Below are 25,756 nucleotides of genomic sequence, written 5' to 3'. Positions count from 1 at the left end.
TCGGGGTAGGAGAGACGCCAAGACCAGACATGGCATGCGTATGCAGCAAGGTAGACCTCCATGAACACCTCCCTTATCCAACACGAGATATCCGTCACCCTATACACCCTGTCGACTTCGCTGCTGCTGTGTACATCCATGGAGGTTGTGGCATCGTCTGCCGAAGACGAGGCGATTCCCTGGTATCGCCAGGACGTACCGACCTTCGCCTTCCCTGCCCCCCCTATCACTGCGTCCGGCCAGTTCATGCGCCAGCCCGGACTCGACAACCAGTTACTGACCATCCAACAGGCCGCCCCTTCGGCCTGGCAACAGGTCTACGGACACGCCGCCACCCAGGCCGAGCAGGATGTCCTCAACTCACAGTTCTCCACCGTAGGTGCGGCGCTGGCCAAGGGCCCGGCCCTGTTGACCGTGCACGGCAATGGCGGCAGTACCCAACGAGTGGGCCTGTTGGGTGGTAGCAACCAGATCCAGGGCAACAGCAACGGTACGCTGGTTGGTCCGGCCCTGGCCAACCCCGGCACCGACAGCCTGAACGTCCAGGGCGACAGTCTCGGTGCGTACTGGAGCTTGACCGGGGCCAACGGCTGGCACGTCGACCTGAGCGCCAGTGGCGGCCGGGTCAGCGGCTTCAGCCGTAACGCCCAGGGCGAGCGCCAAGCCACAGAAGGCAGCGCGGTGACGCTGTCGGTGGAAGGGGGGTTCCCCATCGGGATCAGCAAGAACTGGGTGATCGAACCCCAGGCGCAGTTGATCAACCAGCGCATCTCCCTGGACACCCCCTACGCCAACGGCAACGCCCAGGCCAATGAACTGAGCAGCTGGAGTGGCCGGGTCGGGGCGCGCTTGAAAGGGAGCTACGACATCAACGGCCTGCCGGTCGAACCCTACGTCCGCACCAACCTGTGGCACCGGATCAACACCAGCGACACCGTGACCCTGGACCAGGTCGACAAGATCAGCAGCAGCCGCTACTCCTCCACCGTCGAACTGGGCTTGGGCCTGGTCGCCAAAGTCAGCCCCAGCGTCAGCCTTTACGTCAGTGCCGACTACAGCAGCGACGTCGACGACAACGACCTCAACGGTCTGATCGGCAGCCTCGGCGTGCGGATGCGCTGGTGAGCTTATGTTGGAGGAACAAGGCTTGCCCGCGATAGCGGTGCGTCAGGCACCATTGATGTTGAATGGACTGGCCTCATCGCGAGCAAGCTCGCTCCCACAGTGCTTTAGCCTGCCCGTAGATCTCGCATACACCCAGCACATGTGTGGGAGCGAGCCTGTCCGCGATGGCGGTATGTCAGCCGCCATCGATACATCAGGCCGGCCTCTACCCAAACGGACGCAACATCAACACCGCCAACGGCGGTAAATTCAGCACCAGTGACTGCGGCTGCCCGTGACTACCTTCGTCTTCGGTCTCTGCGCCACCGTCGTTACCATAATTGGACCCGGCATAAATGCCCGCGTCGCTGTTGATCAACTCACTCCAACGCCCGGCAAACGGTACGCCCACCCGATAGGCAGGACGCGGCACCGGGGTGAAGTTGGCCACCACCAGCACCGGTCGGCCATCCTTGCTCCAGCGCAGCCAGGCATAGACGCTGTTGATCGCATCATCGCCAATCAACCACTGGAACCCTTGCGGCACATCGTCCTGGTCGTGCAGCGCCGGCTCTTCGCGGTACAGCTGGTTGAGGTCGCTGACCAGCTTCTGCACGCCCCGGTGTTCCGGGTACTGCAGCAAGTACCAATCGAGCTGCTGGTCATGGTTCCACTCGCGCCACTGGCCGAACTCACAGCCCATGAACAACAGCTTCTTGCCCGGATGCGCCCACATGAAACTCAGGTAGGCCCGCAGGTTGGCGAACTTCTGCCAGCGATCGCCGGGCATCTTGTCGATCAGCGAATGCTTGCCGTGTACTACTTCGTCGTGGGAGATCGGCAGGATGAAACGCTCGGACCAGGCGTACACCAGACCAAAACTCAGCTCCTTGTGATGGTGCGCGCGGTACACCGGGTCCTGCTGGATGTAGTGCAGGGAGTCGTGCATCCAACCCATGTTCCACTTGTAGTCAAAGCCCAGCCCGCCTTGCTGGGTGCTCTGGCTGACGCCCGGCCAGGCGGTGGACTCCTCGGCGATGATCAGGGCGCCCGGCGCCTCGAGGTCGACCACGTCATTGAGGTGGCGGACAAAATCGATGGCTTCCAGATTCTCCCGTCCGCCATGGCGGTTGGGCACCCATTCACCGGCCTTGCGCGAGTAGTCGCGATAGAGCATCGAGGCCACGGCATCGACCCGCAGCCCGTCGATATGGAAGTGCTTGAGCCAGTGCAACGCCGAAGCCAGCATGAAACCGTGCACTTCGGTGCGCCCCAGGTTGTAGATCAGGGTGTCCCAGTCCTGGTGGAAGCCTTCCTGCGGGTTACCGTATTCGTACAGCGCGGTGCCATCGAACTGCGCCAGGCCATGGGTGTCGGTGGGAAAGTGTGCCGGCACCCAATCGAGGATTACCCCAATCCCGGCCAGGTGACAGGCATTGACGAAGGCAGCGAAGTCACTGGGTGAACCGTAGCGCGCACTGGGTGCGAACTGCGAGAGCGGCTGGTAACCCCAGGAGCCGCCAAAGGGATGCTCCATGATCGGCATCAATTCGATGTGGGTGAAACCCAGGTTTTGCACGTAGGGAATCAGACGTTCGGCCAGTTCGCCCCACTGGTACTGGCGCGCCACTTCCCCGACATCGTCGACCTCGCACTGCCAGGAACCGGCATGCAGCTCATAGATCGACAACGGCGCGCTCGGCAGGTGACGCTCACCGCGGGTCTGCATCCAGGCCTGGTCCTGCCAGTCGATGGTCAAGGGGCCGGCGACTTTCGACGCGGTGTCCGGCGGCAACTGGGTGGCCAGGGCCATGGGATCGGCCTTCAGCGGCAGGATCCCCTGGGCGCCAAGAATCTCGTACTTGTACGCTTCCCCCACCTGCAGGCGCGGGATGAACAACTCCCAGACCCCGGAGGGATGACGCAGGCGCATCGGGTGGCGGCGGCCGTCCCAGATATTAAAGTCCCCCACCACCGAGACCCGGCGGGCATTCGGCGCCCACACGGCAAAGCGCACCCCGTCCACTCCGTCGACGTTCTGCAACTGGGCGCCCAGGCAGGCGCTCAAGTCACGGTGGTTGCCTTCGGCGAACAGATACAGGTCCATCTCGCCCAGCAACTGGCCAAAGCTGTAAGGATCCTCGGCCGTCTGCTCGCCACCGGCCCACTGGGTCCGCAGGACGTACGCCTGGGCCTGGGGGAAATGACCGACGAACAACCCCGGCACCTCGCTGGCCGTCAGGCTGCCCAGCACTGCACTGCTGTCACGGGCCAGCACCTGGACGCTCAAGGCGTCCGGCAGATACGCCCGAATGAACTGGCCGCCGGCGTCATCCCCGTGAGGCCCGAGAATCGCAAACGGATCCGGATGTTCGGCACGCACCAGCGCCTCGATGTCGCGCGCTGCCGGCAGCAGCGCTTCTTTGAGTCCCCGTTCCTTCATCACTGCTCTCCACCTATCTCGGAAAAGGGTTCAAGTCCACTTAACAACCCATAGAGCCCGTGCAACGGCACGGGTAGCCAGGCGGGACGATTTTCGGCTTCATACAGCACTTCATAAGCAGCCTTCTCCAGACTGAACAAGGCCAGCGCGGCGTCTTGCGCCCCAGGCATCTGCCAGGCATGAGCAAGACTAGCTGTCGCCAGCCGATATGCCTGGACAAAAGCGGCCTGTGCCTCACGTAAATACCGTTCAGTGACCCGTGCGCGTGCGACATCCGCTTGCTCGGTGCTGTCGACGCCCTGGCCGTTGCGCGCCATGGCCGCGGCGTAATCGAACGAACGCAGGACCCCGCTGACGTCCTTGTACGGGCTGTGCTTGCCCCGACGTTCATGCAATGCCCGCGCCGGTTCGCCCTCGAAGTCGATCAGGTAGGCATCGCCCTTGATCACCAGCACCTGGCCCAGATGCAAGTCGCCGTGGACTCGCATACGCAGGCCGCCCGTGGCCTGTTCGGCCAACCCTTGCAGGTGCTTGAGAATGACCTTGCGGTGTTCCAGCAAACGGGCCACCCGCTGCTGATCGCCAGCTCCCAGTTGAGCCTGGTGCTGCTTGAGCAACAGCAAGGCGCGTTCCAGTTGCGCGGCGATCGACTGATACAACACCTGCTGATCCTTGGCGGTGGTCACTTCGCTGCCGAACGCCGGGTCCTTGCCGGGAGCTGCCAGCAACAGGTGCATTTCACCCAGGCGCTGGCCGAGCATGGCAGCGAAATCCTGCAGTTCGCCGAGGGCGTTGTAGTGCTGGTCCTGTTCGGACATGGCATCGGCCAGTTCGTCACGAATCGCCCGCTCAAGGTTGTTCTGGGTCCACTCCCAGGCATCGCCCTGGTTGCTCAGGTACCCCTGGGCAATCATCAGCAGGTGGTCCACGCCCTGGGCGTCGCGCCGCACCACGGAGCCGAGCAGCGGCGAAATATGTTCGAAGCCCGCCGCCGTCAGGTACGCGCCCATCTCCAGCTCAGGGTGCACACCACCGGCCACTTTGCGGATCAGTTTGAGCACCAGGCTGCCCCCGATCACCACTGAACTGTTGGACTGCTCGGCGGACAGGTAACGCACTTCGGACTCGGCCCCAAGCCCCAGCTGAGCCAGTTGGCCAGTGGGTTCGAAACGAATCTCGCCGTCGCTGGACGCCAGCACCGTCTGTGCCTGGATCGCCTGCAACACCGCCCGCACAAAGCTGTCGAGACTGAACGCATCGGTGACCAGGCCGACCTGCGGCCCACGCCGGACCCGCGACAGTGCCAGTTGCTGGGGCAACGCCGCCCCCACCTGGTCCTCGCCAAGAAAACCGAAGGGCAATTGATACCGGCTGGTCTGGCCCTGGCTGCTGACCTCGATTTCGCTCAGCAACACCGGATGCTGGGCATCGCCAAAACGCACCCCATAGGCAATGTGCACCGATTCGATGCTGGCATCCTTGCCGGCGAACCAGCGGCGGTTGAGCAGCCAGCTGGGTAGTACGTTTTGCTCCAAAAGGGTGCGCGATGGTGCTTCAAGCAACTCTTCCATGCGCTTTTTCAGGACCAGGGTGGTGAAGTCAGGCAAGCTTTGCGCCGGCTCCACGTGCCAGCTCGGCATCTGGTTTTCCGCCGCCAGCACGAACCAGTAGAACCCATAGGGCGCCAGGGTCAGGAGAAAGCTCAGCTGGCCGATGGGCGGGAAGGCGTTGCCCCCCAGCATCTCCACCGGGACCATGCCGACGTAGGCCGACAGATCCAGCTCGGCCGCTTGCGCACTGCGCGACACGTTGGCCACGCACAAAATGGTTTCGTGGCGGCCATCGGCCCCGGTGAATTCACGGGTATAGGCCAGGATCCGGCGATTGCTCGGCGACAGCATTTTCAGCGTGCCGCGGCCGAACGCCTTGGATTGCTTGCGCACCGCCAGCATGCGCCGGGTCCAGTTGAGCAACGAGTGGGGATCGCCCGCCTGGGTTTCGACGTTGACCGACAGGTAGCCGTACTGCGGGTCCATGATCGGCGGTAGCACCAGGCTGGCCGGGTCGGCGCGGGAGAAACCGCCGTTGCGATCGATCGACCACTGCATGGGCGTGCGCACACCGTCCCGGTCGCCCAGGTAGATGTTGTCGCCCATGCCGATTTCGTCGCCGTAGTACAGGGTCGGTGTGCCAGGCATCGACAGCAGCAGGCTGTTGAGCAGCTCGATCCGGCGTCGGTCACGCTCCATCAAGGGCGCCAGGCGCCGGCGGATACCCAGGTTGATCCGTGCCCGACGGTCGGCGGCGTAGTAATTCCACAGGTAATCGCGCTCCTTGTCGGTGACCATCTCCAGGGTCAGCTCATCGTGGTTGCGCAGGAAAATCGCCCATTGGCAGTTGGCCGGGATCTCCGGGGTCTGGCGCAGGATATCGGTGATCGGGAAGCGGTCTTCCTGGGCCAGGGCCATGTACATGCGGGGCATCAGCGGAAAGTGGAACGCCATGTGGCACTCGTCGCCGCTGTCGCCGTGGGGATCGCCGCTCTTCTTGTTGCCAAAGTACAGCTGCGTGTCCTCCGGCCACTGGTTGGCTTCGGCCAGCAGCATGCGATCCGGGTAATTGGCGTCGATCTCGGCCCGGATCTGCTTGAGCACGTCATGGGTCTCGGGCAGGTTTTCGTTGTTGGTGCCGTCGCGCTCGATCAGGTACGGAATGGCGTCCAGGCGCAGGCCATCGATGCCCATGTCCAGCCAGTAGCGCATCACCGACAGCACCGCCTTCAAGACCTGCGGGTTGTCGAAATTGAGGTCCGGCTGGTGGGAGTAGAACCGGTGCCAGAAATACTGGCCGGCCACCGGGTCCCAGGTCCAGTTGGACTTCTCGGTGTCGAGGAAGATGATCCGGGTGCCGTCGTATTTCTGGTCGTCGTCGGACCACACATAAAAGTCCCGCGCCGCCGATCCGGGCTTGGCCTTGCGTGCCCGCTGGAACCAGGGGTGCTGGTCGGAGGTGTGGTTGATCACCAGCTCGGTGATCACCCGCAACCCGCGCTTGTGGGCCTCGGCAATGAAGCGCTTGGCGTCGGCCATGGTCCCGTAGTCGCTGTGCACGCCACGGTATTCGGCGATGTCGTAGCCATCGTCACGCCGTGGCGAAGGGTAGAACGGCAACAGCCAGATGGTGTTGACGCCAAGGTCGGCGATGTAATCGAGCTTGGCGATCAGCCCGGGGAAATCGCCGATCCCGTCGTTGTTGGAGTCGAAGTAGGATTTGACGTGAACCTGGTAAATCACCGCATCCTTGTACCAGAGCGGGTCATCGCTGAAGGTGGCTGACCTGGGTTTCTTCGCCATTACAATCTCCTGTTCAATGGGGGGTGGCAGTACCGGTCGTGCGGGCCTTGTGAGCCCGCGCTACAGCGATATCCGCCAGATGCCGAACGGTTGATGCCAGGGCTCGATGCGCATCCATTGGGTCTTGCCGTACCAGCTCCAGCGATGGCCGTTCATCAAGTCTTCGCCCTGGGTCACTGCGTCGTCCGCCAGGCCCAGCTCCCACAATGGCAGTTCGAAATGCGCCTCCTGGGCGTTGAACGGATCCAGGCTGACGGCCACCAGAATGAAGTTACTGCCATCGGCGCTGCGTTTGCCGAAGTACAGGATGTTGTCGTTCCAGGCGTTGTACAGCTGCAAGCCCAGATGGCTGTGCAAGGCCGGATTCTGCCGGCGGATGCGGTTGAGCTGGGCGATCTCGGCGATGATGTTGCCGGGGGCATTGAAGTCGCGGACGCGGATCTGGTACTTCTCCGAATCCAGATACTCCTCTTTGCCCGGTACCGCTGCCGACTCACACAGCTCGAACCCCGAGTACATGCCCCACAATCCCGAGCCCATGGTCGCCAGCGCCGCACGGATGAGAAACCCGGCACGCCCTGATTCGTGCAGGAAGCCTGGGTTGATGTCCGGGGTGTTGACGAAAAAATTCGGCCGGTAGCATTCGCGCCAGGGCGACTGGTTCAGTTCGCTGAAGTAGCTGGCCAGCTCCTGCTTGGTATTGCGCCAGGTGAAATAGGTGTAGCTCTGGGAGTAACCGACCTTGCCCAAGCGCGCCATCATCGCCGGCGTGGTGAAGGCTTCGGCGAGGAAGATCACCTCGGGGTACAACGCCCGCACATCAGCGATCAGCCATTGCCAGAACGGCAGCGGCTTGGTGTGCGGGTTGTCGACGCGAAAGATCTTCACCCCCTCCTCGACCCAGCCGACCACGATATCGCGCAGCTCCAGCCATAGGCTGGGAATGGCCTCACTGCTATAGAAGTCGACGTTGACGATGTCCTGGTACTTCTTCGGCGGGTTTTCCGCGTATTTGATCGTGCCGTCCGGACGCCAGTTGAACCAGCCCGGATGTTGCTGCAGCCATGGGTGATCCTGGGAACACTGGATGGCGAAGTCGAGGGCGATTTCCAGGCCGTGGTCGGCCGCAGCCGCCACCAGCCGACGGAAGTCTTCGCGGCTGCCCAATTGCGAATGAATCGCCTCATGGCCGCCCTCCTCGCTACCGATGGCATAGGGGCTGCCCGGATCGTCCGGCCCGGCCGTCAGGGCGTTGTTCGGCCCCTTGCGATAGCGGCGACCGATCGGATGGATCGGCGGGAAGTACAGCACGTCGAAGCCCATGTCCTGAATCATCGGCAGGCGCGCATGCACGTCATTGAAGGTGCCATGGCGCGCGGGGTCGTCGGTGATCGAACGCGGAAACAGCTCATACCAACTGGCGAACTGAGCCAGCTCGCGCTCCACGTCCACCGGGTACTCCGGGCTCAGGCTCAGGTAGGCACGGTGATCGGCCTGGCCCATGAGTTCGGCGCTATCGGGGTGCAGGAACAAAGCGACCTGCTCGGTTTCGAGCAGGCCGGACAATTGCTGGTGCAGCGCCGTCAGTTGCGCCTTGAGTGGCCCTTCGGCGCGCTCGGCGGCCTGCTGGACGTGCAGCCGGCCTTCCTGCAGCTCCAGGCTGACGGGGATATTGGCAACGTGCTTCTTGTCCAGTTCGTAGCAATAACTGGCGAAGTGATCGATCCAGGCTTCGATGCAAAACACATGACGACCCTGGGCCGGCACACGAAAACGCCCCTGCCAGGCATTGTTGCCCAGGTCGGCCATCACCTCGCTGCGCCACACTGCATCACCCTCGCCACGCCAGCGCAGGCGTACCGCGAGCTTGTCGTGACCGTCGGCGAACACGTTGCTGGTCACCTCTACGTCCTGCCCCACCACGGCCTTGACGGCAAACTGCCCGCCTTCGAGGATCGGCATGGTGCCTTCAATCACGATGCGCGGCAGCAGCAGCGCCTGGGACAGTGGAATGTGGGGGTTGTAGCTCAACTCATCAGGTTTCGCAGCCGTCATCGAGCCTCTCTCCTTTACGCCCCAAGGACGCTCATGTGTCTGGGTGTCGTCGGCAAGGTAGTCCCGCACCGAATGAGCTCACTTAGGTTCCGAGCGACAGGCACCGGCAAAAGTTCATAGGGAATTGGCTGGATCCGAATCCTCGGCGCCGTGGTCAACCTACTTAAGCACGACTCAGGCCAGATGCCACTGGGGGTTGGAAAATCCCCCATCCACTCCCGACAGCAGCAGTGGGTATCGATAATCCAGCACTTCTGCCGGCGAGCACGTCGCTATCGAGATCGGTGCTGCAGTAGAGGCAAACTCGCTAATAAACCTCCAGCAATCCTCAGTATTGAATGGTCACCATGACAACCCTGTGAAACACATACCGCTCGTCGGTTTTTCTTGGCCGGTTAGTGCGAATAAAAATACGCAACCTACGTGAGCTTAAGAAACGCACTACAAACATCTTAAGAAGCTTCAGCGCCTCAACAAAACGGATTACAACAGGCCATCTATTAACACCCCCATAAAATCAGGACAAACCGTAGAAAAGTCACTCTTTCGCCCTGGTTTATATCAAAAACAAAACAATCAGAAATCAATCTTAAACTCGCAAGAAAATGTTCAAATATTCGAGAGAAACCTCCTACAGCTACAAACCCAATCAATTTGCAACACGCGCCCCGCCAGACTAAAAGTTGAGAGCCACTTGATAGGAAGTGGTTCTCAACCGATCAGGAGTACAAAAATGAAACCAGGAAATTTGATCGAAACAGTCTTCAGTTTCAAAAGTGAGTTTGGAGAAGCCTCAGTACCGCAAATCGCGGGAGGTTCTGGCGGAGCCGGTGGCTGTGGTGGAAGTGGTGGTTGCGGTGGTGGTGGCGGTTGCAGTGGTGGAAGTGGCGGTTCCGGCGGATCCGGTGGTAACGCGATCTCAACCCATCCAGACAATGAGCAATCTAAATAGCCTACTTAAACTCTAAAATGAGAGTTGGCCTTTTCGATACGTTCTGAAAGGCCAACACAAGGACAGCCATGAAACTAAGCATCGAAAACTACAACCTTCTTAACTTCAACAATGACAGCATTATAATCTCACCAAAAGGTGTATCCCGAGTGACATCTCCGTCTCTTTTAGACGTATTAAAAAAACTACAAAATCGAACAAGCATTTCAGAAGCTGATCTATCTAGCTTATTAAGCGAACATCACCTTGATTACGAAGACGCCTACCGATCGCTTGAAAAATCAGTAGGTCTAAAATCTGACAGACCTCTATTTTTTGAAAAAATAATCGTCGCCCACGACTGGGAGGACCGTGAGTACCTCGAATCACTTCTAGCAGACGAACTACCTGACTCGACAATCACTTGCCCAATATCGGAACTGACCATAACCGTAAATAATGAAACGCGATATCTCATAGCAATCACCTATCAGAATTATGACTATAACGAGTTAAAAAGTATTTACTTCCAACTTGCGGCCACCCTACCTGAAAGTGCAATTATAATTTGCTACCCTGCAGGAGCATCCTACGTAATAGGGCAACCCCACGTTCAAGCACTAGGCAATGCCTGTCACTTCTGCTCTATAGATAGAGTGATTAGTCATGAAACCTATAAACCCAGCAAAAATACATGGTCAAACTTGCTCAATTTTTGTCAAAGCCGATATATCCCAACCCCATCAGCACTACCAACCCTTTATCAAAAGGCTTTAATTATTGGCGCATTGGTCCAAAAGATAAAATTCTTGACCGGTACAAACGGTGCTTGCCGCTATCAAGAAAACATTCTTCAAGAAACCAATATTTCCCTCAGCAACGGGCAAGTTTCAGAGTCTTCAGTTTCACATTGGTGCATGTGTGACTGCCTGAGGAATATCAAATGAATAGTGTTCCTCACGACTATTACCTTAGGTTTCTCGACCCAATAGTTTATGACGACGTCCTTGACTTTCACAGCAAAGGAAATTACATCCTCCACCCTGCATTCCAGCCATCAACCGCCCTTCATTTTATTGACGAAAAACATCTAGAAAGATTAACAGGCAATGAGCTTAGACTTTATCCAGACATGGACATCTGCCTACCGACGAGAATTAATAAAACATCCAGCCCTCTCAATCGAAATGAGTCATGCGAAAAATTCACCAAAGCCAACATAACGTTCGATCTTATTGAAGATCTGGTCAGCCCCTTGATCTCTAAAAATACAGACCATTACAAAAGAGGTTACCCTAGCGGTGGTGCGCTTTACCCAATCGAGGTATTTATTTGCTCATTAATGAGTGACGAGCCAACATGGCCGTGCCCAGAAAAAATATTACACCTACTCCCTCAATCTGCAAAATTCGAAATCGTCCAGAACTCTGAATGCACAAACGAATTACGCTCTGCAATTTTGTCTACCTCAGGAACTATTGGAACACCAAGCCTCGCCATAATATATATCGCATACCTTCCAAAAACGATGTTCAAGTACAGATACAGAGGATATCGCCTAGCACTTATGGAGGCGGGTTCTATCTATATGCTAATCGACCTTCAAGCTAAAAATCTCAATCTTCAAAGCCGGCTTTGGTCTGCTTACACAGACTCAATGCTATGTAAATCGCTCGGATTGAATCCGGCGTTATTCCTACCTCTCTCAGTGCAGTTTGTAGGAGAATAAATGAATACATACAACCAGAACAACATATCCTCATTACCGACAATGTTGACCTGTCAGCCCTGCGGGATTAAATCCATACCTACATCAGCAGAAGTTAATGATAGATGGGGCAATGGTGGGTCAGGTATCGGCGCCGGGTCAAAAGCCATACAGTCTGCGCTCGGCGAGTACTTTGAACGACGCCACTTCTATATGGAGGTCATGCCCGACCAGCAAGGCCCTCTTGGGTATTCATTAACCCCAGAAGAAAAAATCAGTTTCGCAGTGGCGCTGAGTCAAACGTCCGAAAAAGCACATCAACCAGAAAAGATTGAAGAGCACACTTTTAATCTATCTGAAGTCTACAGAAGCGACGATTTTTCCAGTTGCCACATCCCAACCGCGTGCATATCACTTAGCTCACACAAAATTGAGAGCGACAATTTATTATACCCGCAACGTGATACATGCGGGTGCAGTTTTCACTGGGACCCCACGACTGCTATATTTGGCTCGCTAAAAGAAAAACTTGAAAGACAGTTTTTAGCTAAATTCTGGCTTACAAAAAGATGCAACAAGATAATCTCACCCACCGACACTGTTAATATGTTACGCAAATCCAATTCGTGCGCACTATACAAGCACCTACTGCGAGCTGGAGAAAGCACGATTATTGACATCTCAGACGCCAACTTCCCAGGATCCTGCATCTTGACAGTTTACGGAAACCACAAAAAAGGAAGGCACGTAAATTACTGTGCCGGCATGGCTTATGCGGCAAGCGTGGAGGAAGCAATAGAAAAGTCTATTAACGAACTTTGGCAGACGTACCGTTTCATAGATGTTTTTACTGCCACCGACAGCGCGCACTCTGACATTGACGACCCCTACCTGAAGTACTTTCTGAACTGTAACAACTATACAACTTACAGAACAATTACCACCACGCTCATTCAGCCACCACCGCAACCCAGCAAGTCATTCGAATTTAACGAACAAGGATTACTTGCCGCACTCGACAATCAGCACATCAAAGGCTTCATCTACTTAAAGCCAATGACCATCAATAACTCCACATGCTACGCGAGCAAATACATATCTCCAGATCTGTTTTTACACATGAACAACTCAGCAAACATAAACCTCCGAAACAAATACTCGGAAAAGTTTCTGAACGAAATCTACGAAGATCGTAAAAAATTCATGGTCCCTTTCCCATAAAGAGAACACCCATGCTTAGCACAATAACTTATCGCACCATAAAAATCAGTACTGTCTTCATAAAAGAACAGCTTAAAGAACCTACCGCTTTTTTTTGGACAATACTCTCGCCAACGGCGCTATTTTATTTACTGAACTACTCCAAAGGCATTACTCCCCCCTACCAGGCGAATTATATGGAGGCGACGTCTTGGTTCTATGCCTACATATCTTCAAGCGTCGCTTTTTTTGGTTTCTCCTTTTACATCATCGGACGCCGAGAAAGCGGATTTACACGATCTTTTATCTACACACTTGAAGCAAGAACCATTTTCTTACTGGGTCAATTCCTGGCCTATTCATCAATATCGGTATTTTACTGTCTGGCGTTTTACTTGCTTACACGCCCCGCTTTCAGTGCCTACTCCATAAGTGAAGCGACGTTCATCGTTGGTCGCTTCTACCTCTGCTTTCTCCTTTTCAGCATACCCGGTCTCTTACTGACACTCCCTCCCCTTACGTTTCAAAACGCCAACACCACCTTCTCAATCATCTCTTTTTCAATGCTCACACTAGGTATTTACAGCGCAAACATCACGCCATCAACCTCGTATTCTCTATACAACATCAACCCGCTAGCCATGGCTTACAACATAATCTTGAACGGTACACAGAGCAACCTGCCACACTTAATAATCATATTAACGTTATTCCCCATCACCTTTCTTCTTACCCTGCGCTTCTTAAGAGTCAACCCGGTATGGAGCAGATACTAATGAAATCACTATCAGTCAACAATATTTGTTTCAGCTATCCAAACAGGCCAATATTCGTCAACGCCTCAATATCTGTAGAGGCCGGTTCAATCGTGGGTTTACTAGGCCCAAATGGCAGCGGGAAAACCACATTTTTCGACATGATATGCGGATTATTGAACGACAGAAATCTTGGAGTGAATAGCACATTCAAACACCCACTGTACCTCACTCAATCTTTAACAACCCCACACACACTTCGCATGTCTGATGTCTTCAAGCTGATTACGACCCTCTGCTCATCAAAAAATATTAGCCAACAGTGTGCAATTGATAAACTCCGGGCATGGAGCCCCGAAATCATTGATAGATACAAGGCGCTATGGAATAAAAAATCCACTCTCTGTAGTTACGGTGAGAAGCGCTGGTTCTTCACATTAACCTTACTCGCACTAAGTGCCGACCTGGTTATCCTGGATGAACCCAGTGCCGGGGTTGACCCGGAGTTCCGCCACTACATCTGGAAATGTTTAACGGGTGCGGCTCGAGAGGGGGTCGCCATTTTAGTCTCGTCACACAACATTGAAGAAGTGTCTGCCCACTGCGATCGTTTTTATATGATTAGTGAATGCACTTTCAAACCCTTTCAATCCGGCGCTGAATTTATTAGCCACTACGAGACCGATAGCCTTGACGAAGCATTTATCCGGGCAGCCACGACCTCTGCTCCCTAACCGTTGCGCTCGATGCCTGGAATCAAATCCACACGCGGGAGGTCAACCCACATAAGCAGGACCCACGCCACGTGCCACTGGAGGTTAGACCGATGACCACTCCCTTCCCAGGAGAAACCCCGGACCCGAACATCGATCATCCGGTGATCCCCGAGACCGATCCGCAGCCCGTTCCCGAGCAGGACCCGCCTGGCACCAACCCGCCACCGCGGGAAGAGCCACCGAAGCCGATGCCGCCGGTGATTGTCGGCCCGGCATAAAAATCTGTCCCTACGGTTCTTTGTCCTTATCGAACCGGTTGACGATCCACGGCATCACGCTGAACACCGCCAAGGCCAGCAAGGTGCTGAGCACCGCCGTCGACTCGCGGCCCATGCCGGCGGCGACGCCGATGGCGGCGGTCATCCACAGGCCGGCGGCGGTGGTCAGGCCCTTGACGTGGCTGTCGTCGCCGTCCTTGCCCTTGAGAATGGTCCCGGCGCCGAGAAAACCGATCCCGGCAATCACCCCCTGCACCACTCGGCTCATGGCATCGGCCTGGGCCCCGGACATCTGCGGCACCAACACAAACAGGGCCGCACCCATGGCCACCAGCATGTGGGTGCGCACCCCGGCGGCCTTGCCCTTTTGCTCGCGTTCAAACCCCAGGATCGCCCCCAACAACGCGGCGATCAGCAAGCGCACGGTGATGCGCGTCAACTGCGACGCGTCGCCGATGTCGGCGAACTCCGCTTGCAGGGTGATCCAGACTTCATGCCACCAAGCGTCCATGAGGCAGTCCTGAAAAGAAGGTTGATAAGACATGGACCGCGCTGACCGCTAATCGGTTGCAGCGAACGATGGGCGGCCCCAGGCCCCTAACGTGAAAGCCCCGTAAACAGTGGAGAGCCCCATGAGCGTGCGCATCGAAAACCAGACCTGCTTTTTCATCACCGAAAGCGGCGAAGAGATCCGCCTGGCCGCCGACGTGACCATCCTCACCGACAGTGAAAAGTCGATGTCAGCCGTGGACCTGGACGGTCAGCGCGTGTACATCACCGAAGCAGAAGCCGACGCATTGACCGTAGCAGGTGCGGTCGATGGGCGGCGGCACTTGAAGGTCACCGACAGTGATTCGGTGATTTGACTGATCGCTATCAAGCCCCCCGCCAGGCGCCTGGGATAGGCACCTGCGCCACGCCCGGCGGGGTGCATCAAGTTGTCGCAGGGGCGGCTCAGCGGCGCATCTGATCCGCTTTTTAATCCAATACCTGAGTCTGTTATGCAAACAGTTGCCCGCGCATAGTTCATTGGCCTGATGGAGGCTGATGAGCGAAAGACCATGAGCGAAAAAATCCCCGTCCGATTAGTAGAAACATTCGAGCCTTCGCGTTCAAAGATGAAGGCCAAATCCAGCGACAACCAGATCCACACCCGTAGCTTCACCGGCTTGTTCCGCACCTTGCGTGTCAGTGGTGCGGGTTTTCTGTTTCTGGCGTTTTTTGGCACCGTGTGGCTGAACTGGGGTGGCCGCCAGGCCGTGCTCTGGGACCTGGCGCAAAGCAAATTCCACATCTTCGGCGCGACCTTCTGGCCCCAGGATTTCATCCTGCTCTCGGCCTTGTTGATCATCTGCGCTTTCGGCCTGTTCGCGATCACCGTGTTTGCCGGGCGCGTCTGGTGTGGCTACACCTGCCCGCAGAGCTCGTTCACCTGGCTGTTCATGTGGTGTGAAAAAGTCACCGAGGGCGAACGCAACCAGCGGATCAAGCTGCAAGCCGCGCCCTGGACCCTGGAAAAACTGCTGCGTCGCTCGGCCAAGCACACCCTGTGGCTGGCGATCAGCGTGCTGACCGGCCTGACCTTTGTCGGTTACTTCACGCCAATCCGGCCACTGGCCGAAGAGCTGCTGACCTGGCAGATGGGCGGCGTCAGCCTGTTCTGGGTGCTGTTTTTCACCGCCGCCACTTACATCAACGCCGGTTGGCTGCGCGAAGCGGTGTGCATGCACATGTGCCCCTACGCACGGTTCCAGAGTGTGATGTTCGACAAGGACACCCTGACCATCTCCTACGACACGGCCCGTGGCGAACACCGTGGCCCGCGCAAGCGTGAGGTGAAGCCGGCCGAGGTGGGCCTGGGCGACTGCATCGACTGCCAGTTGTGCGTGCAGGTCTGCCCCACCGGGATCGACATCCGTGACGGCTTGCAGATGGAGTGCATCGGCTGCGCCGCCTGCATCGACGCCTGTGACTCGATCATGGACAAGATGGGCTACGCCCGGGGCCTGATCAGCTACACCTCCGAGCACCAACTGCAAGGTGGCAAGACCCGCCTGCTGCGTCCGCGCCTGATCGGCTACACCGCAGTGCTGCTGGTGATGATCGGCGCCCTGGTGCTGGCCTTGATGGAACGGCCGATGGTGTCCCTGGACGTGAGCAAGGACCGTGGCCTGTTCCGCGAAAACAGCCAGGGCCAGATCGAAAACATCTACAGCCTCAAGGTCATCAACAAGACCCAGCAGCGCCAGGACTATCGCCTGTCACTGGTGGATGGCGAGGGTTTCCAATTGCAGGGCAAGACCGAGCTGAGCCTGGCGCCCGGGGAGATTCTCGATGTGCCGGTGTCGGTCGCCATGACCACCGACAAGCCCGCCAGCAGTTCGCAGACCCTGAGCTTCAAGGTCAGCGACAGCGACGAGCCACAGGTCTACAGCGTGGCGAAGAGCCGCTTTGTTGCACCGATGAACCGCTGAGCCTTTACACTGCGGTGCTGTCATCGCGAGCAGCCCCTCTCCCACAGGAACAGTGCAATACCTGTGGGAGCGAGCCCGCTCGCGACACACTCACCTCGATTTTTCTGAATGACATCTATCGGGCTTTCGATGAAACGCTACGAAAAATTCGCTGACGACATTGCCGAGCTGATCCGCTCAGGCGTCCTGGGCCCCGGCCAGCGGGTGCCCTCGGTGCGTTATGCCAGCCAGACGTACGGGGTCAGCCCGTCCACGGTGTTCCAGGCCTACTACCTGCTGGAGCGCCGGGGCCTGATCCGCGCCAGGCCGCGCTCCGGCTACTTCGTCAACACCCACGCCCCCAGCCCGTTTTCCGAGCCGGTGATCAGCAGCCAGGTCAACGAGTCCACCGAAGTTGACGTCAGCGAACTGGTGTTCTCGGTACTGGACTCGATCAAGGACCCGCACACCGTGCCGTTCGGCTCGGCGTTCCCCAGCCCGACCCTGTTTCCGCTGCAACGCCTGGCCCGTTCGCTGGCCAGTGCCAGCCGCGAGATGGACCCGCGCATGGTGGTCACCGACATGTCGCCGGGCAACCCACAACTGCGCCGGCAGATCGCCCTGCGTTACATGGTCGGCGGGCTGATGCTGCCCATGGAAGAACTGCTGATCACCAACGGCGCGCTGGAAGCCCTCAACCTCTGCCTACAAGCCGTCACCGAACCCGGCGACCTGGTGGCCATCGAGGCCCCGGCTTTCTATGCCAGCCTGCAAGTGCTCGAACGACTCAAGCTCAAGGCTGTGGAAATCCCGGTGCACCCGCGTGATGGCATCGACCTTGGGGTACTGGCGCAAACCCTCGAACGCCACCCGATCAAGGCCTGCTGGTGCATGACCAGCTTCCAGAACCCCATGGGCGCCACCATGCCCGAGGCCAAGAAACAGGAACTGGTGGAGTTGCTGCGCCGTCATCAGGTGCCCTTGATCGAAGACGACGTCTACGCCGAGCTGTACTACGGCCAGCAAGCGCCGAAACCGGCCAAGGCCTTCGACACCGAAGGCCTGGTGATGCACTGCGGTTCGTTCGCCAAGAGCCTGGCCCCCGGCTACCGCATTGGCTGGGTGGCCGCCGGACGCTACGCGCAGAAGATCGAGCGGCTGAAGCTGATGACCTCGCTGTGCGCCTCGATGCCGGCCCAGGCAGCGATCGCCGATTACCTGCAGCACGGCGGCTACGACCGCCACCTGCGCAAGTTGCGGTATGCCCTGGAAGAACAGCAAAGCGCCATGCTGGCGGCGATCGCCCGCTACTTTCCGGCGCAGACCCGCGTCAGCCAACCGGCCGGCGGTTACTTCCTGTGGCTGGAGTTGCCGGAGCAGATGGACTCGTTGAAGTTGTTCCAGATGGCCCTGGCCCAGGGCATCAGCATCGCGCCGGGGCCGATCTTTTCCCCGACCCGGCGCTTTCGCAACTGCATCCGCCTCAACTACGGCAGCCCCTGGACCGAGGACACGGAAAAGGCCATGGAGACCCTGGGCCGCATCGTGCGCTCGTTCTAGCGCCCACCCGCCACGTCGATGAAGGTCCCGACGGCATAGGATGCCTTGTCCGAAAGCAGCCAGATAATGGCCTCGGCCACTTCGTCGGGACGCCCGCCACGGGCCATGGGAATGCCTGATTCGAGCTTGCTGACCCGGTCCGGGTCGCCGCTCAGGGCATGGAAGTCGGTGTAGATGTAGCCGGGACGCACCACGTTGACCCGGATGCCTTCGCCGGCAACTTCCTTGGACAGGCCGATGGTGAAGGAATCCAGCGCCCCTTTGGAGGCGGCGTAGTCGACGTATTCCCCCGGAGAGCCGAGGCGCGAGGCGACCGACGAGACGTTGACGATGCTGCCGCCCTGCCCGCCATGTTTGGGCGACATGCGCAGCAGCGCGTGCTTGGCGCAGAGCATCGGCGCCAGGACGTTGGTCTTCAGGATTTTCAGGATGCGAAACTCGGACATGTCCTCGACGCGGGACTTGTGCCCGACCGTGCCGGCGTTGTTGACCAGCGCGGTGACCCGCCCCAGTTCATTGTCCACGCGCTGGAACAGGCTGATCACTTCGTCTTCTATGCTGACATCGGCACGCACCGCGATCGCCTGGGCCCCCAGGGCACGGACCTGGGCCAGGACCTGATGGGCCGCCTCTTCGTCCGCCTGGTAGTTGATGCAGATGCGATACCCCTGCGCTGCGGCCAGTAACGCCGTGGCCGCGCCAATACCGCGACCGCCACCGGTGATGACGATGACTTTATCCATGTTTGCGTGCTCCCCAATTCAGACGTGTAACCTCGCGTGGCAAGGATACCCGCCACAGCCGGGTTTTGCATGGGCACGAACAGCCGGGGGTTAGCCGCAGGCTTTTCTGCAGATCGGTTAAGCGCGTAGGAGCGAGCGCCCGCTCCTACAATGGTAGGCGTCGCTTACCCCAAGACGCCGGAGCCACGGCCTACAGCCGGCCGAGCAAATGACTCATCGCGGTCTTCAGCTTCATCGGCCGCACCGGCTTGTGCATCAGGGTATGGCCCAGCTCGCGGATCTGCTGCTTGAGTTCATTGCTGTAGTTGGCGGTGATCATCATCGCGGGAATCGCACAGGCGCGCCGGGCGTTGATCCGGGCCACGGCGTCCACACCATTCTGCTCGTCGTCCAGATGATAGTCGGCGATCAGCAGGTCGGCCTCGGCGTGGTAGTTGTCCACCTGGCGTGCCAGGTCCTGCTCGGACAACGCGGTCACCACCCGGCAGCCCCAGCCTTCGAGCAGGGTGCGCATGCCGGCGCAGATCGCCGCGTCGTTATCCAGCACCCATACCCGCGCGCCACGCAGGCGCTCAAGCATCGGCTCACTGATGACCAGGCTTGGCAGGGCCTTGGGCGCGGTGGCGCTGAGGGGCACTTCCACGGAAAACACCGAACCGCGACCCGGCCAGGAACGCACATGGATCCGGTGCCCGAGGATCCCGGCGATTTTCTCCACGATTGCCAAGCCCAGGCCCAGGCCTCGGTCCTGATCGGGGCGCTGCACGTCTCCGCGCTTGAACTCCTGGAAAATTTCTTCCAGGCGGTCTTCGGCGATGCCCATGCCGCTGTCCCAGACTTCGATCGACAACCGCTGGTGCTGACGCCGGCACCCCAGCACCACGCGGCCGCTGTAGGTGTAGCGAATGGCATTGCTCAGCAGATTGCGCAGGATCCGCGCCAGCAACTGGATATCGCTGCGCACCAAGGCCGAACAGGCCACGAAGTGCAGTTCCAGGCCCTCGCTGCGGGCCACCTGGGTGTACTCCGCGGCGAGGTTCTCGAGCAGCTCGCTCAAGGCGAACGGGGCGATATCGGCGGTGATCACCCCGGCATCCAGCTTGGAAATATCGACCAGGGTGCCCAGCAGGTTTTCCACGTCCTCCAGGGAGTTGCTGACATTACGCACCAGCACTTCGTTGGCCTGGGGCTCGCGACGCTCAAGCAAGGCCCCGGTAAACAGGCGGGCAGCGTTCAGCGGTTGCAGCAGGTCATGGCTGACGGCGGCGAGAAACTTGGTTTTCGACAGGTTGGCCCGCTCGGCTTCCAGCTTGGCCTCGCGCAGCCGCGATTCGACGCGCCGGCGCTCGTCGATCTCGCTGCGCAGTTGATTGTTGAGGGTGGTCAGCTCCGTGGTGCGCTCGCGCACCCGCAACTCAAGGTTCTGATAGGCCTGGTGCAGGGCCTCGGCGGTGCGCCGGCGCTCGGTGATGTCGCGGATCAGCACAAAGATCCCCACCACCTCGCCGCTGGCCAGGCGGTTGGGTACGTAGGAGCGCAGCATGTAGCGCTCCTGATTGTTGATGTTGGTCTCGGCAAACTCGAACGTCACGCTCTCACCCGCCAGCGCCCGCGCCACATAGGCTTCCAGGCGTTGATAGTGCTGCTCGCTGTGGACCTCGCGCAGGCTCTGGCCGAGCATCACCCCGCGCGGCCAGCAGTACCACTCTTCGTAGACCTTGTTGGTGAATTCGTAGACCAGGTCGGCATTGAGGTAGGCGATCAAGGCCGGCACGTGGTCGGTGATCAGGCGGATCCAGCGCTCGCTTTCACTCAGCGCTTCGGCGTGCTGGTAGCGCTCGGTGATGTCGGTGAAGGTGTTGACGAAACCGCCGGTGGGCAACGGATGGGTGCGGATCTCCAGGACCCGGCCATCGTACAGGCGCTGTTCGCACTCCTGCACGGGGCGGCCGTTGGCGTCGCGACTGGCGGGGGTCAGCAGCTGCAACTCGCTGTCGCCGATGACCTCGCTGAACGGTCGATGGGCGGCCACCGGGGCCAGCCCGCTGAGTTCCAGAAAGCGCCGGTTCCACAGCTCCAGCACACCCTCGGCGTTGACCATCGCCACCCCTTGGGACAGGTTGTCCACCGCCCGTTGCAGCAAATGGGATTTCTGCGCCACCGCTTGCTCACGGCGCACGGTCTCGCTTTGCTTGACCTCGGTGATGTCGGTGAACAGGATCACCCGCCCGCCCTCCTGGGTCGGCCGCTCGCTGACCTGCAGCCAGCGCCCGTTTTGCAGGCGGTACAGCAGGCTTTCGTCGGCGCTGCCCCGGGGCTCTTCGGTAAACAGCCCGGTCCCGGTCATCAGGCGCTTGACCTCGCCAAGGCGCATGCCGGCGATGATCCGCACCCGGCTGTTGCTCCAGAACGCCTTGAAGCGGCTGTTGAACAGGACGATGCGCTGGTCGGCGTCGAACAGCACGAAGGCGTCGGAAATGCTCTCGATGGCATCGATCAGGTGCTGGTGCGCCGTCTCGGCCCGCAGCCGCGCGTCACTGAGCAGGTGATTGCCGGCCTTGAGCTCGGCCATCGCCTGGTTCAGCGCATCGGTCCGCTCACGCACCTGCTCGGCCAGCACCACCGAATGCTGGAACGCCGCATAGGGGTCGTTGCCGCGGGTGACGCCGGACTCGATGCGCTCGATCAAGGCACTGTTGATGCGCGCCAGCTTCTGGTTGTCGCGCTGCAAGCTGGCGATCTGCGCCAGCAGCTCAACGTTTTGCTGGGGATCGGCCACGGGCAATGGCAACCCCGGTAAAGGTCTGGTTGATGTGCATGCCATTGAACTGTTCTCCGTAGGTGTTGAAACCCATCACCCGCTGGTCCCGCAAAAACCCGCCGATCTGCTCCAGCTTGCCGCTGTCTTCCAGCTCCAGGCGCCGCAGGAAACAGTCACAGCCGATGGTCAACAGCAGCTCGCCGAGGCGCTCCTGCAGGCCGTCGAACAGGCGCTCCAGGTTCGGCAGCATCGGCCCCGGCGTCATCGCGGTGAGGACGATGCCGTTTTCCACGGCGCAGTAGAAACTCAGGCTCAGGTCCGGGTGTACCTGCTGGATCGCCCGCACGTAGTACTGCTCGTTGATCCGCACCGCCAAGGGGTGGGCGGCAAAAATCCGGTGATCGAGCTCGGCCACCGGCACGCCGATATGCCGGGCGTACTCCTCGGCGGCCGGCTCGGCGTTGAGTTCGAATACCCGCCGGGACGGGCTGTCAGCACCGGTCACCACCAGCTTTTCCGCGCGCGGCAGGATGTGGTGGGTGGTGAACACTTCAAAGTCGAGCCAGGTGTTGACCAGCACCACCACCGCCGCGCCGCTGTGAAACGCGCCGCCGAAGTACACATGGGTGTGGGTCAGGTAATTGTCGTCGCCGGCCGAGCCACCGAAATGGGGGATGTCGCCCAAGGCTGCACTGAGGGCGGCAAGGACCATCTCCTCGCGGCTGGACAGCCCGTCGAGCAGGGTCAGGGCAAAACTGTTGCCCTTGATCGGCGCCAGGGTGTTGCTGCGACAGCCGCTGACCAGGCGCTCGACCATCTGCTGGGCGTCGATCAGGCTGAAGTGCTCCATCTCGTCGATCAGTTCGGTGGAAATGGAGAAGTGCCGGTGGTCGAAGCCTACCGCTGTCACGCAGTTTCGGCCGTAGCCCTGGGGAGTGATTTCCCCGGCACTGGTGCAACCCACCAGGCGGATGCCGCCGAAGCCCTGCTGCAAGGCCTGGCCCAGCGCCTGCAGGTCGTACTCGGCGGAACAGAAAAACAGCACGAACCCCAGGTGCGGATGCAGCAACTGCCGCGCCAACTCCTGAGCCACCTGTTGCGCGTCACTGGCCTGGGACATGGCACTGACGACCCCTTCACTCTGGACCTGCTGCATCGTCGCCTCCGGCAGGTGCGCATGGTTGAGGCTTGAGTGTACGAAGGCGACGCACCGCGACCTATGCTACTTGGGTAGCGGTCTGGCGCTTCGATGGGATGAGAGGGGTGCGACGCCGGCCGTGATGCGCACAGCCAGCGTCACACCGGGGAGGTTACCAGGTCAGGACCGCACCTACGGCAAAGGTGTCGGTGTCTTCGTTCTGCTCACTGCTGTCGTGGCCGTTGAGTTCGAACTGGTTGTACTCGGCCACCAGCTTGAGGTTGTCGTTGACGTCGTGGAACAGCGCGACGCCGCGCGTCTCGTAGTCCGCGCCACTGCCGACCACACCGTTGCCATCGTCGTTGGTCTTGCCGTAGGACAGGGCCAGGCGGTTCTTGCCCAGCTTGTAGGAGCCCTGCAGCAGGTAGCCGTCGCTGTCGACGTTGCGCAGCGTGGGTTCGCCAGCGTTGTTGGTATAGAACGGGTTGATGCCCTTGGCCTGGAACCCGGAACCGGTCAGCGACAACCCGCCCATCTTGGCCTGCACGCCGTAACCGACGCCTTTGGAGGTGATGGAATCGACGCTCGAGTCGGTATTGTCGGAGGTCTGGTAGCTACCGTTGACCCAGCTGTAGATCTTCGCCCCGGCGAGGTCGAACTGGTAGGTGATCTCGCTCTCGGTCCGCGGATTTTCCTGGTAGGCCTTGCCGGTCGGGCTGCTGTCGTTGGTGTCGACCGGGTCCATGATCCCCACTGCCACCCGCAACCCGTCCATCACTGGCGTGCGGTAGGTGATTTGCGAAGTCGGGAACGGGTACGGGTAGCCAGTGCCGATGTTGCCGAACGACACACCGCCGCCGTCCACCAGGCCCAGGGTGTCGCTGACCTGGCCATAACCGGCGAGCAATTCATCGAGCAGGATGTTGGAGCGGGCAAACAGGCCGAAGTCCTTGCCGATCAGCACCTCGCCCCACTCCGGGTTGGCCACCGTGCCGTAGAACTGGCGCACGTCGATGGCGGTGTCGGTGCCGTTGGTTTCGCTGTCGTTGATGGTCACCCAGAACGAGGCCCGGGCGCCGAGCTTCAGGTCATCGACCTGCTTGCCCATGTTGAAGCCCAGGTAGTTGGGCAAAAACCCCATCTTCACCCGCGACTGGCGGCGGTCGTACTGATCGCCCGCGCGGTCGACGTCACTGTTGACGTAGAAGGCGTTGACGTAGCCGTCGGTGGAGAACGTGGTCTGGTCCTTGTCGTAGAGCATGATCTCGGCCTCGGCGAACGAACTGAGGCCCAGGGTGGACAGACTGGCGATGAAGGCTGGCAAGAAACGGTGCTGGAAGTTCTTATTGTTGTGCATGGCGCGCTCCGCAACGGGGACTTGATGTCGGAGGCGATTATCGAAAGCCGCCCGGCGGCGTCATACGCTGCCTTGGAGGCGGTTGCCAGGTGCTTTGGGTTGGCGGGTGATGCTCAGCAAATACGGCGTAAGACCGGCCCCGGCCAAGGCCCACCACTTTGGGCGTACGTCTCTTTTACCGTAGGAGCACAGCTTGCTCGCGATGGCGGTGTCTCAGGCGTCGTCGATGTGGAAAGGACCGACCTCATCGCGAGCGAGCTCGCTCCCACAGGGATTTTGGGTGCTCGCGGGTTTTGCATACACCCACCAACGTGGTGTGCAGGCTTCTAATCGTCAGGCCTGGGCCTTTACCAGCATGTACAGCGCAACCACCACGCACACGCTGGCAAAACCGACCTGCAAGGCGCGGGCCGGAACATGGGCGCAGAGTCTGCGACCGAGCAGCATGCCGAGGATACTGGCAACGATGAACGCCACCCCCTGGCGGTCGATGCGCACTCCCGCGTGGAACGCACCGATCACGCCAATCAGCGAAATCAGGCTGATCACCATCAACGATGTGGCGACGATCCCGCGCATCTGCACGTCGGTCAGTTGCTTGAACGCCGGGACAATCAGGAACCCACCACCCACCCCCAGCAACCCCGACACCACCCCGGTCACCGCGCCGAGCGCCGCCAGGGTCGCGGTGCACTTGGCGGTCCAGGAAAAGCGCCCGGTCTGCTGGTCGAGCATGCAGTTCTTCTGCCCCCAGTTGGCGTGACCGTGATCGCTCGGCCCGGCGTCCTGGCGTTCGCGGCGCAGCATACGCACGGCCACCATGACCATCAGCAGGCTGAACAGCAGCATGAGGATTTTTTCCGGTAACTGATGGGCGAAATAAATGCCCAGCGGGGAAAATATCGCCCCCAACAACGCAATCAACAGCGCCGCGCGGTAGCGCACCAGGCCGTGGCGCAAACCATCGATGGCCCCCACCGCCGCGGCGCTGCCCACCGCAAACAGGGCCACCGGAGCCGCCTGGGTCATGCTCCAGCCCAAACCGAGTACCAGCGCCGGGACCGCCAGAATGCCACCCCCTGCCCCCGTCAAACCCAGCACCAGCCCCATCACCACGCCAAACACACTCGCCAGCAACATAAAACACTCATGGTCCGCGAAAAAAAGCCGGGAACGCCCGGTATCGATGCCTGACAGGATA

The 25,756-nt window shown here is 59.5% G+C and carries 19 protein-coding genes; 10 read left to right on the top strand and 9 right to left on the bottom strand.

What is annotated here, in order from left to right:
• Positions 1-60 precede the first annotated feature (60 nt).
• Positions 61-1,125, top strand: a complete 1,065-nt coding sequence (locus H7995_RS02435) for an autotransporter domain-containing protein (RefSeq protein ID WP_166591681.1) — start codon at positions 61-63, stop codon at positions 1,123-1,125.
• 205 nt (positions 1,126-1,330) lie between these two features.
• Here H7995_RS02435 and glgB read toward each other — a convergent pair whose 3' ends face one another.
• Genes glgB through H7995_RS02420 form a run of 3 tightly spaced genes read right to left on the bottom strand, consistent with a single transcriptional unit; the run spans position 1,331 to position 8,955 of the window.
• A complete protein-coding gene (gene glgB / locus H7995_RS02430) occupies positions 1,331-3,547 on the bottom strand; it encodes a 1,4-alpha-glucan branching protein GlgB (RefSeq protein WP_185817923.1) in 2,217 nt (738 codons plus the stop codon).
• Positions 3,547-6,900, bottom strand: a complete 3,354-nt coding sequence (gene treS, locus H7995_RS02425) for a maltose alpha-D-glucosyltransferase (RefSeq protein ID WP_185817922.1) — start codon at positions 6,898-6,900, stop codon at positions 3,547-3,549. The genes glgB and treS overlap by 1 nt, the downstream gene beginning before the upstream one ends.
• A gap of 60 nt (positions 6,901-6,960) precedes the next feature.
• Positions 6,961-8,955, bottom strand: coding sequence for an alpha-1,4-glucan--maltose-1-phosphate maltosyltransferase (locus tag H7995_RS02420; protein ID WP_185817921.1), 1,995 nt, complete (start codon positions 8,953-8,955; stop codon positions 6,961-6,963).
• 1,020 nt (positions 8,956-9,975) lie between these two features.
• Between H7995_RS02420 and H7995_RS02415 the strand changes: the two genes are divergently transcribed.
• The 6 genes from H7995_RS02415 to H7995_RS02390 all read left to right on the top strand — a co-directional run bounded on the left by H7995_RS02415 (position 9,976) and on the right by H7995_RS02390 (position 14,543).
• A complete protein-coding gene (locus tag H7995_RS02415) occupies positions 9,976-10,833 on the top strand; it encodes an McbB family protein (RefSeq protein WP_185817920.1) in 858 nt (285 codons plus the stop codon).
• Positions 10,830-11,615 (top strand): SagB/ThcOx family dehydrogenase, encoded by a 786-nt coding sequence (locus tag H7995_RS02410; protein ID WP_166591686.1) that lies wholly within the window; start codon positions 10,830-10,832, stop codon positions 11,613-11,615. Before H7995_RS02415 ends, H7995_RS02410 begins: the two co-directional genes overlap by 4 nt.
• Positions 11,616-12,815, top strand: coding sequence for a YcaO-like family protein (locus tag H7995_RS02405; protein ID WP_244647571.1), 1,200 nt, complete (start codon positions 11,616-11,618; stop codon positions 12,813-12,815). It abuts the gene before it with no gap.
• A gap of 11 nt (positions 12,816-12,826) precedes the next feature.
• Positions 12,827-13,570, top strand: a complete 744-nt coding sequence (locus tag H7995_RS02400; protein ID WP_166591687.1) for an ABC transporter permease — start codon at positions 12,827-12,829, stop codon at positions 13,568-13,570.
• Positions 13,570-14,283: an AAA family ATPase gene (locus H7995_RS02395; RefSeq protein WP_166591688.1), complete on the top strand. Its 714-nt coding sequence runs from the start codon at positions 13,570-13,572 to the stop codon at positions 14,281-14,283. Before H7995_RS02400 ends, H7995_RS02395 begins: the two co-directional genes overlap by 1 nt.
• A 92-nt stretch (positions 14,284-14,375) precedes the next feature.
• Complete coding sequence (locus H7995_RS02390) at positions 14,376-14,543, top strand: hypothetical protein (protein ID WP_185817919.1); 168 nt, start codon at positions 14,376-14,378, stop codon at positions 14,541-14,543.
• 10 nt (positions 14,544-14,553) lie between these two features.
• Here H7995_RS02390 and H7995_RS02385 read toward each other — a convergent pair whose 3' ends face one another.
• The gene (locus H7995_RS02385; RefSeq protein ID WP_166591690.1) at positions 14,554-15,054 is read right to left on the bottom strand and encodes an MgtC/SapB family protein; all 501 of its coding nucleotides are present in this window, start codon (positions 15,052-15,054) and stop codon (positions 14,554-14,556) included.
• A 121-nt stretch (positions 15,055-15,175) separates the two neighbouring features.
• Here H7995_RS02385 and H7995_RS02380 point away from each other — a divergent pair, with 121 nt between their 5' ends.
• The 3 genes from H7995_RS02380 to mapR all read left to right on the top strand — a co-directional run bounded on the left by H7995_RS02380 (position 15,176) and on the right by mapR (position 18,556).
• Positions 15,176-15,409, top strand: coding sequence for a DUF3203 family protein (locus H7995_RS02380; protein ID WP_185817918.1), 234 nt, complete (start codon positions 15,176-15,178; stop codon positions 15,407-15,409).
• Between the two features lie 195 nt (positions 15,410-15,604).
• Positions 15,605-17,017 carry a cytochrome c oxidase accessory protein CcoG gene (gene ccoG, locus H7995_RS02375; RefSeq protein ID WP_166591692.1) on the top strand — a complete coding sequence of 471 codons (1,413 nt, stop codon included), beginning with the start codon at positions 15,605-15,607 and terminating at the stop codon, positions 17,015-17,017.
• 129 nt (positions 17,018-17,146) lie between these two features.
• Positions 17,147-18,556 carry a GntR family transcriptional regulator MpaR gene (mapR, locus tag H7995_RS02370; RefSeq protein ID WP_095168749.1) on the top strand — a complete coding sequence of 470 codons (1,410 nt, stop codon included), beginning with the start codon at positions 17,147-17,149 and terminating at the stop codon, positions 18,554-18,556.
• Here mapR and H7995_RS02365 read toward each other — a convergent pair.
• The 5 genes from H7995_RS02365 to H7995_RS02345 all read right to left on the bottom strand — a co-directional run bounded on the left by H7995_RS02365 (position 18,553) and on the right by H7995_RS02345 (position 25,695).
• Positions 18,553-19,299, bottom strand: coding sequence for an SDR family oxidoreductase (locus H7995_RS02365; protein ID WP_185817917.1), 747 nt, complete (start codon positions 19,297-19,299; stop codon positions 18,553-18,555). The genes mapR and H7995_RS02365 overlap by 4 nt on opposite strands.
• A gap of 190 nt (positions 19,300-19,489) precedes the next feature.
• A complete protein-coding gene (gene nahK / locus H7995_RS02360) occupies positions 19,490-22,123 on the bottom strand; it encodes a hybrid sensor histidine kinase/response regulator NahK/ErcS' (RefSeq protein ID WP_166591694.1) in 2,634 nt (877 codons plus the stop codon).
• Positions 22,053-23,216 (bottom strand): nitric oxide-sensing protein NosP, encoded by a 1,164-nt coding sequence (gene nosP, locus H7995_RS02355; protein WP_166591695.1) that lies wholly within the window; start codon positions 23,214-23,216, stop codon positions 22,053-22,055. Before nosP ends, nahK begins: the two co-directional genes overlap by 71 nt.
• 154 nt (positions 23,217-23,370) lie before the next feature.
• Positions 23,371-24,555: a porin gene (locus tag H7995_RS02350; protein ID WP_182340477.1), complete on the bottom strand. Its 1,185-nt coding sequence runs from the start codon at positions 24,553-24,555 to the stop codon at positions 23,371-23,373.
• 333 nt (positions 24,556-24,888) lie between these two features.
• Positions 24,889-25,695 (bottom strand): sulfite exporter TauE/SafE family protein, encoded by an 807-nt coding sequence (locus H7995_RS02345; protein WP_185817916.1) that lies wholly within the window; start codon positions 25,693-25,695, stop codon positions 24,889-24,891.
• Between the last annotated feature and the right edge of the window lie 61 nt (positions 25,696-25,756).

Source organism: Pseudomonas kielensis (assembly GCF_014236655.1).
Taxonomy (GTDB): Bacteria; Pseudomonadota; Gammaproteobacteria; order Pseudomonadales; family Pseudomonadaceae; genus Aquipseudomonas; species Aquipseudomonas kielensis.
Note: the sequence above shows the minus strand (reverse complement) of the source record. Positions and strands in the feature narration are given on the sequence as shown.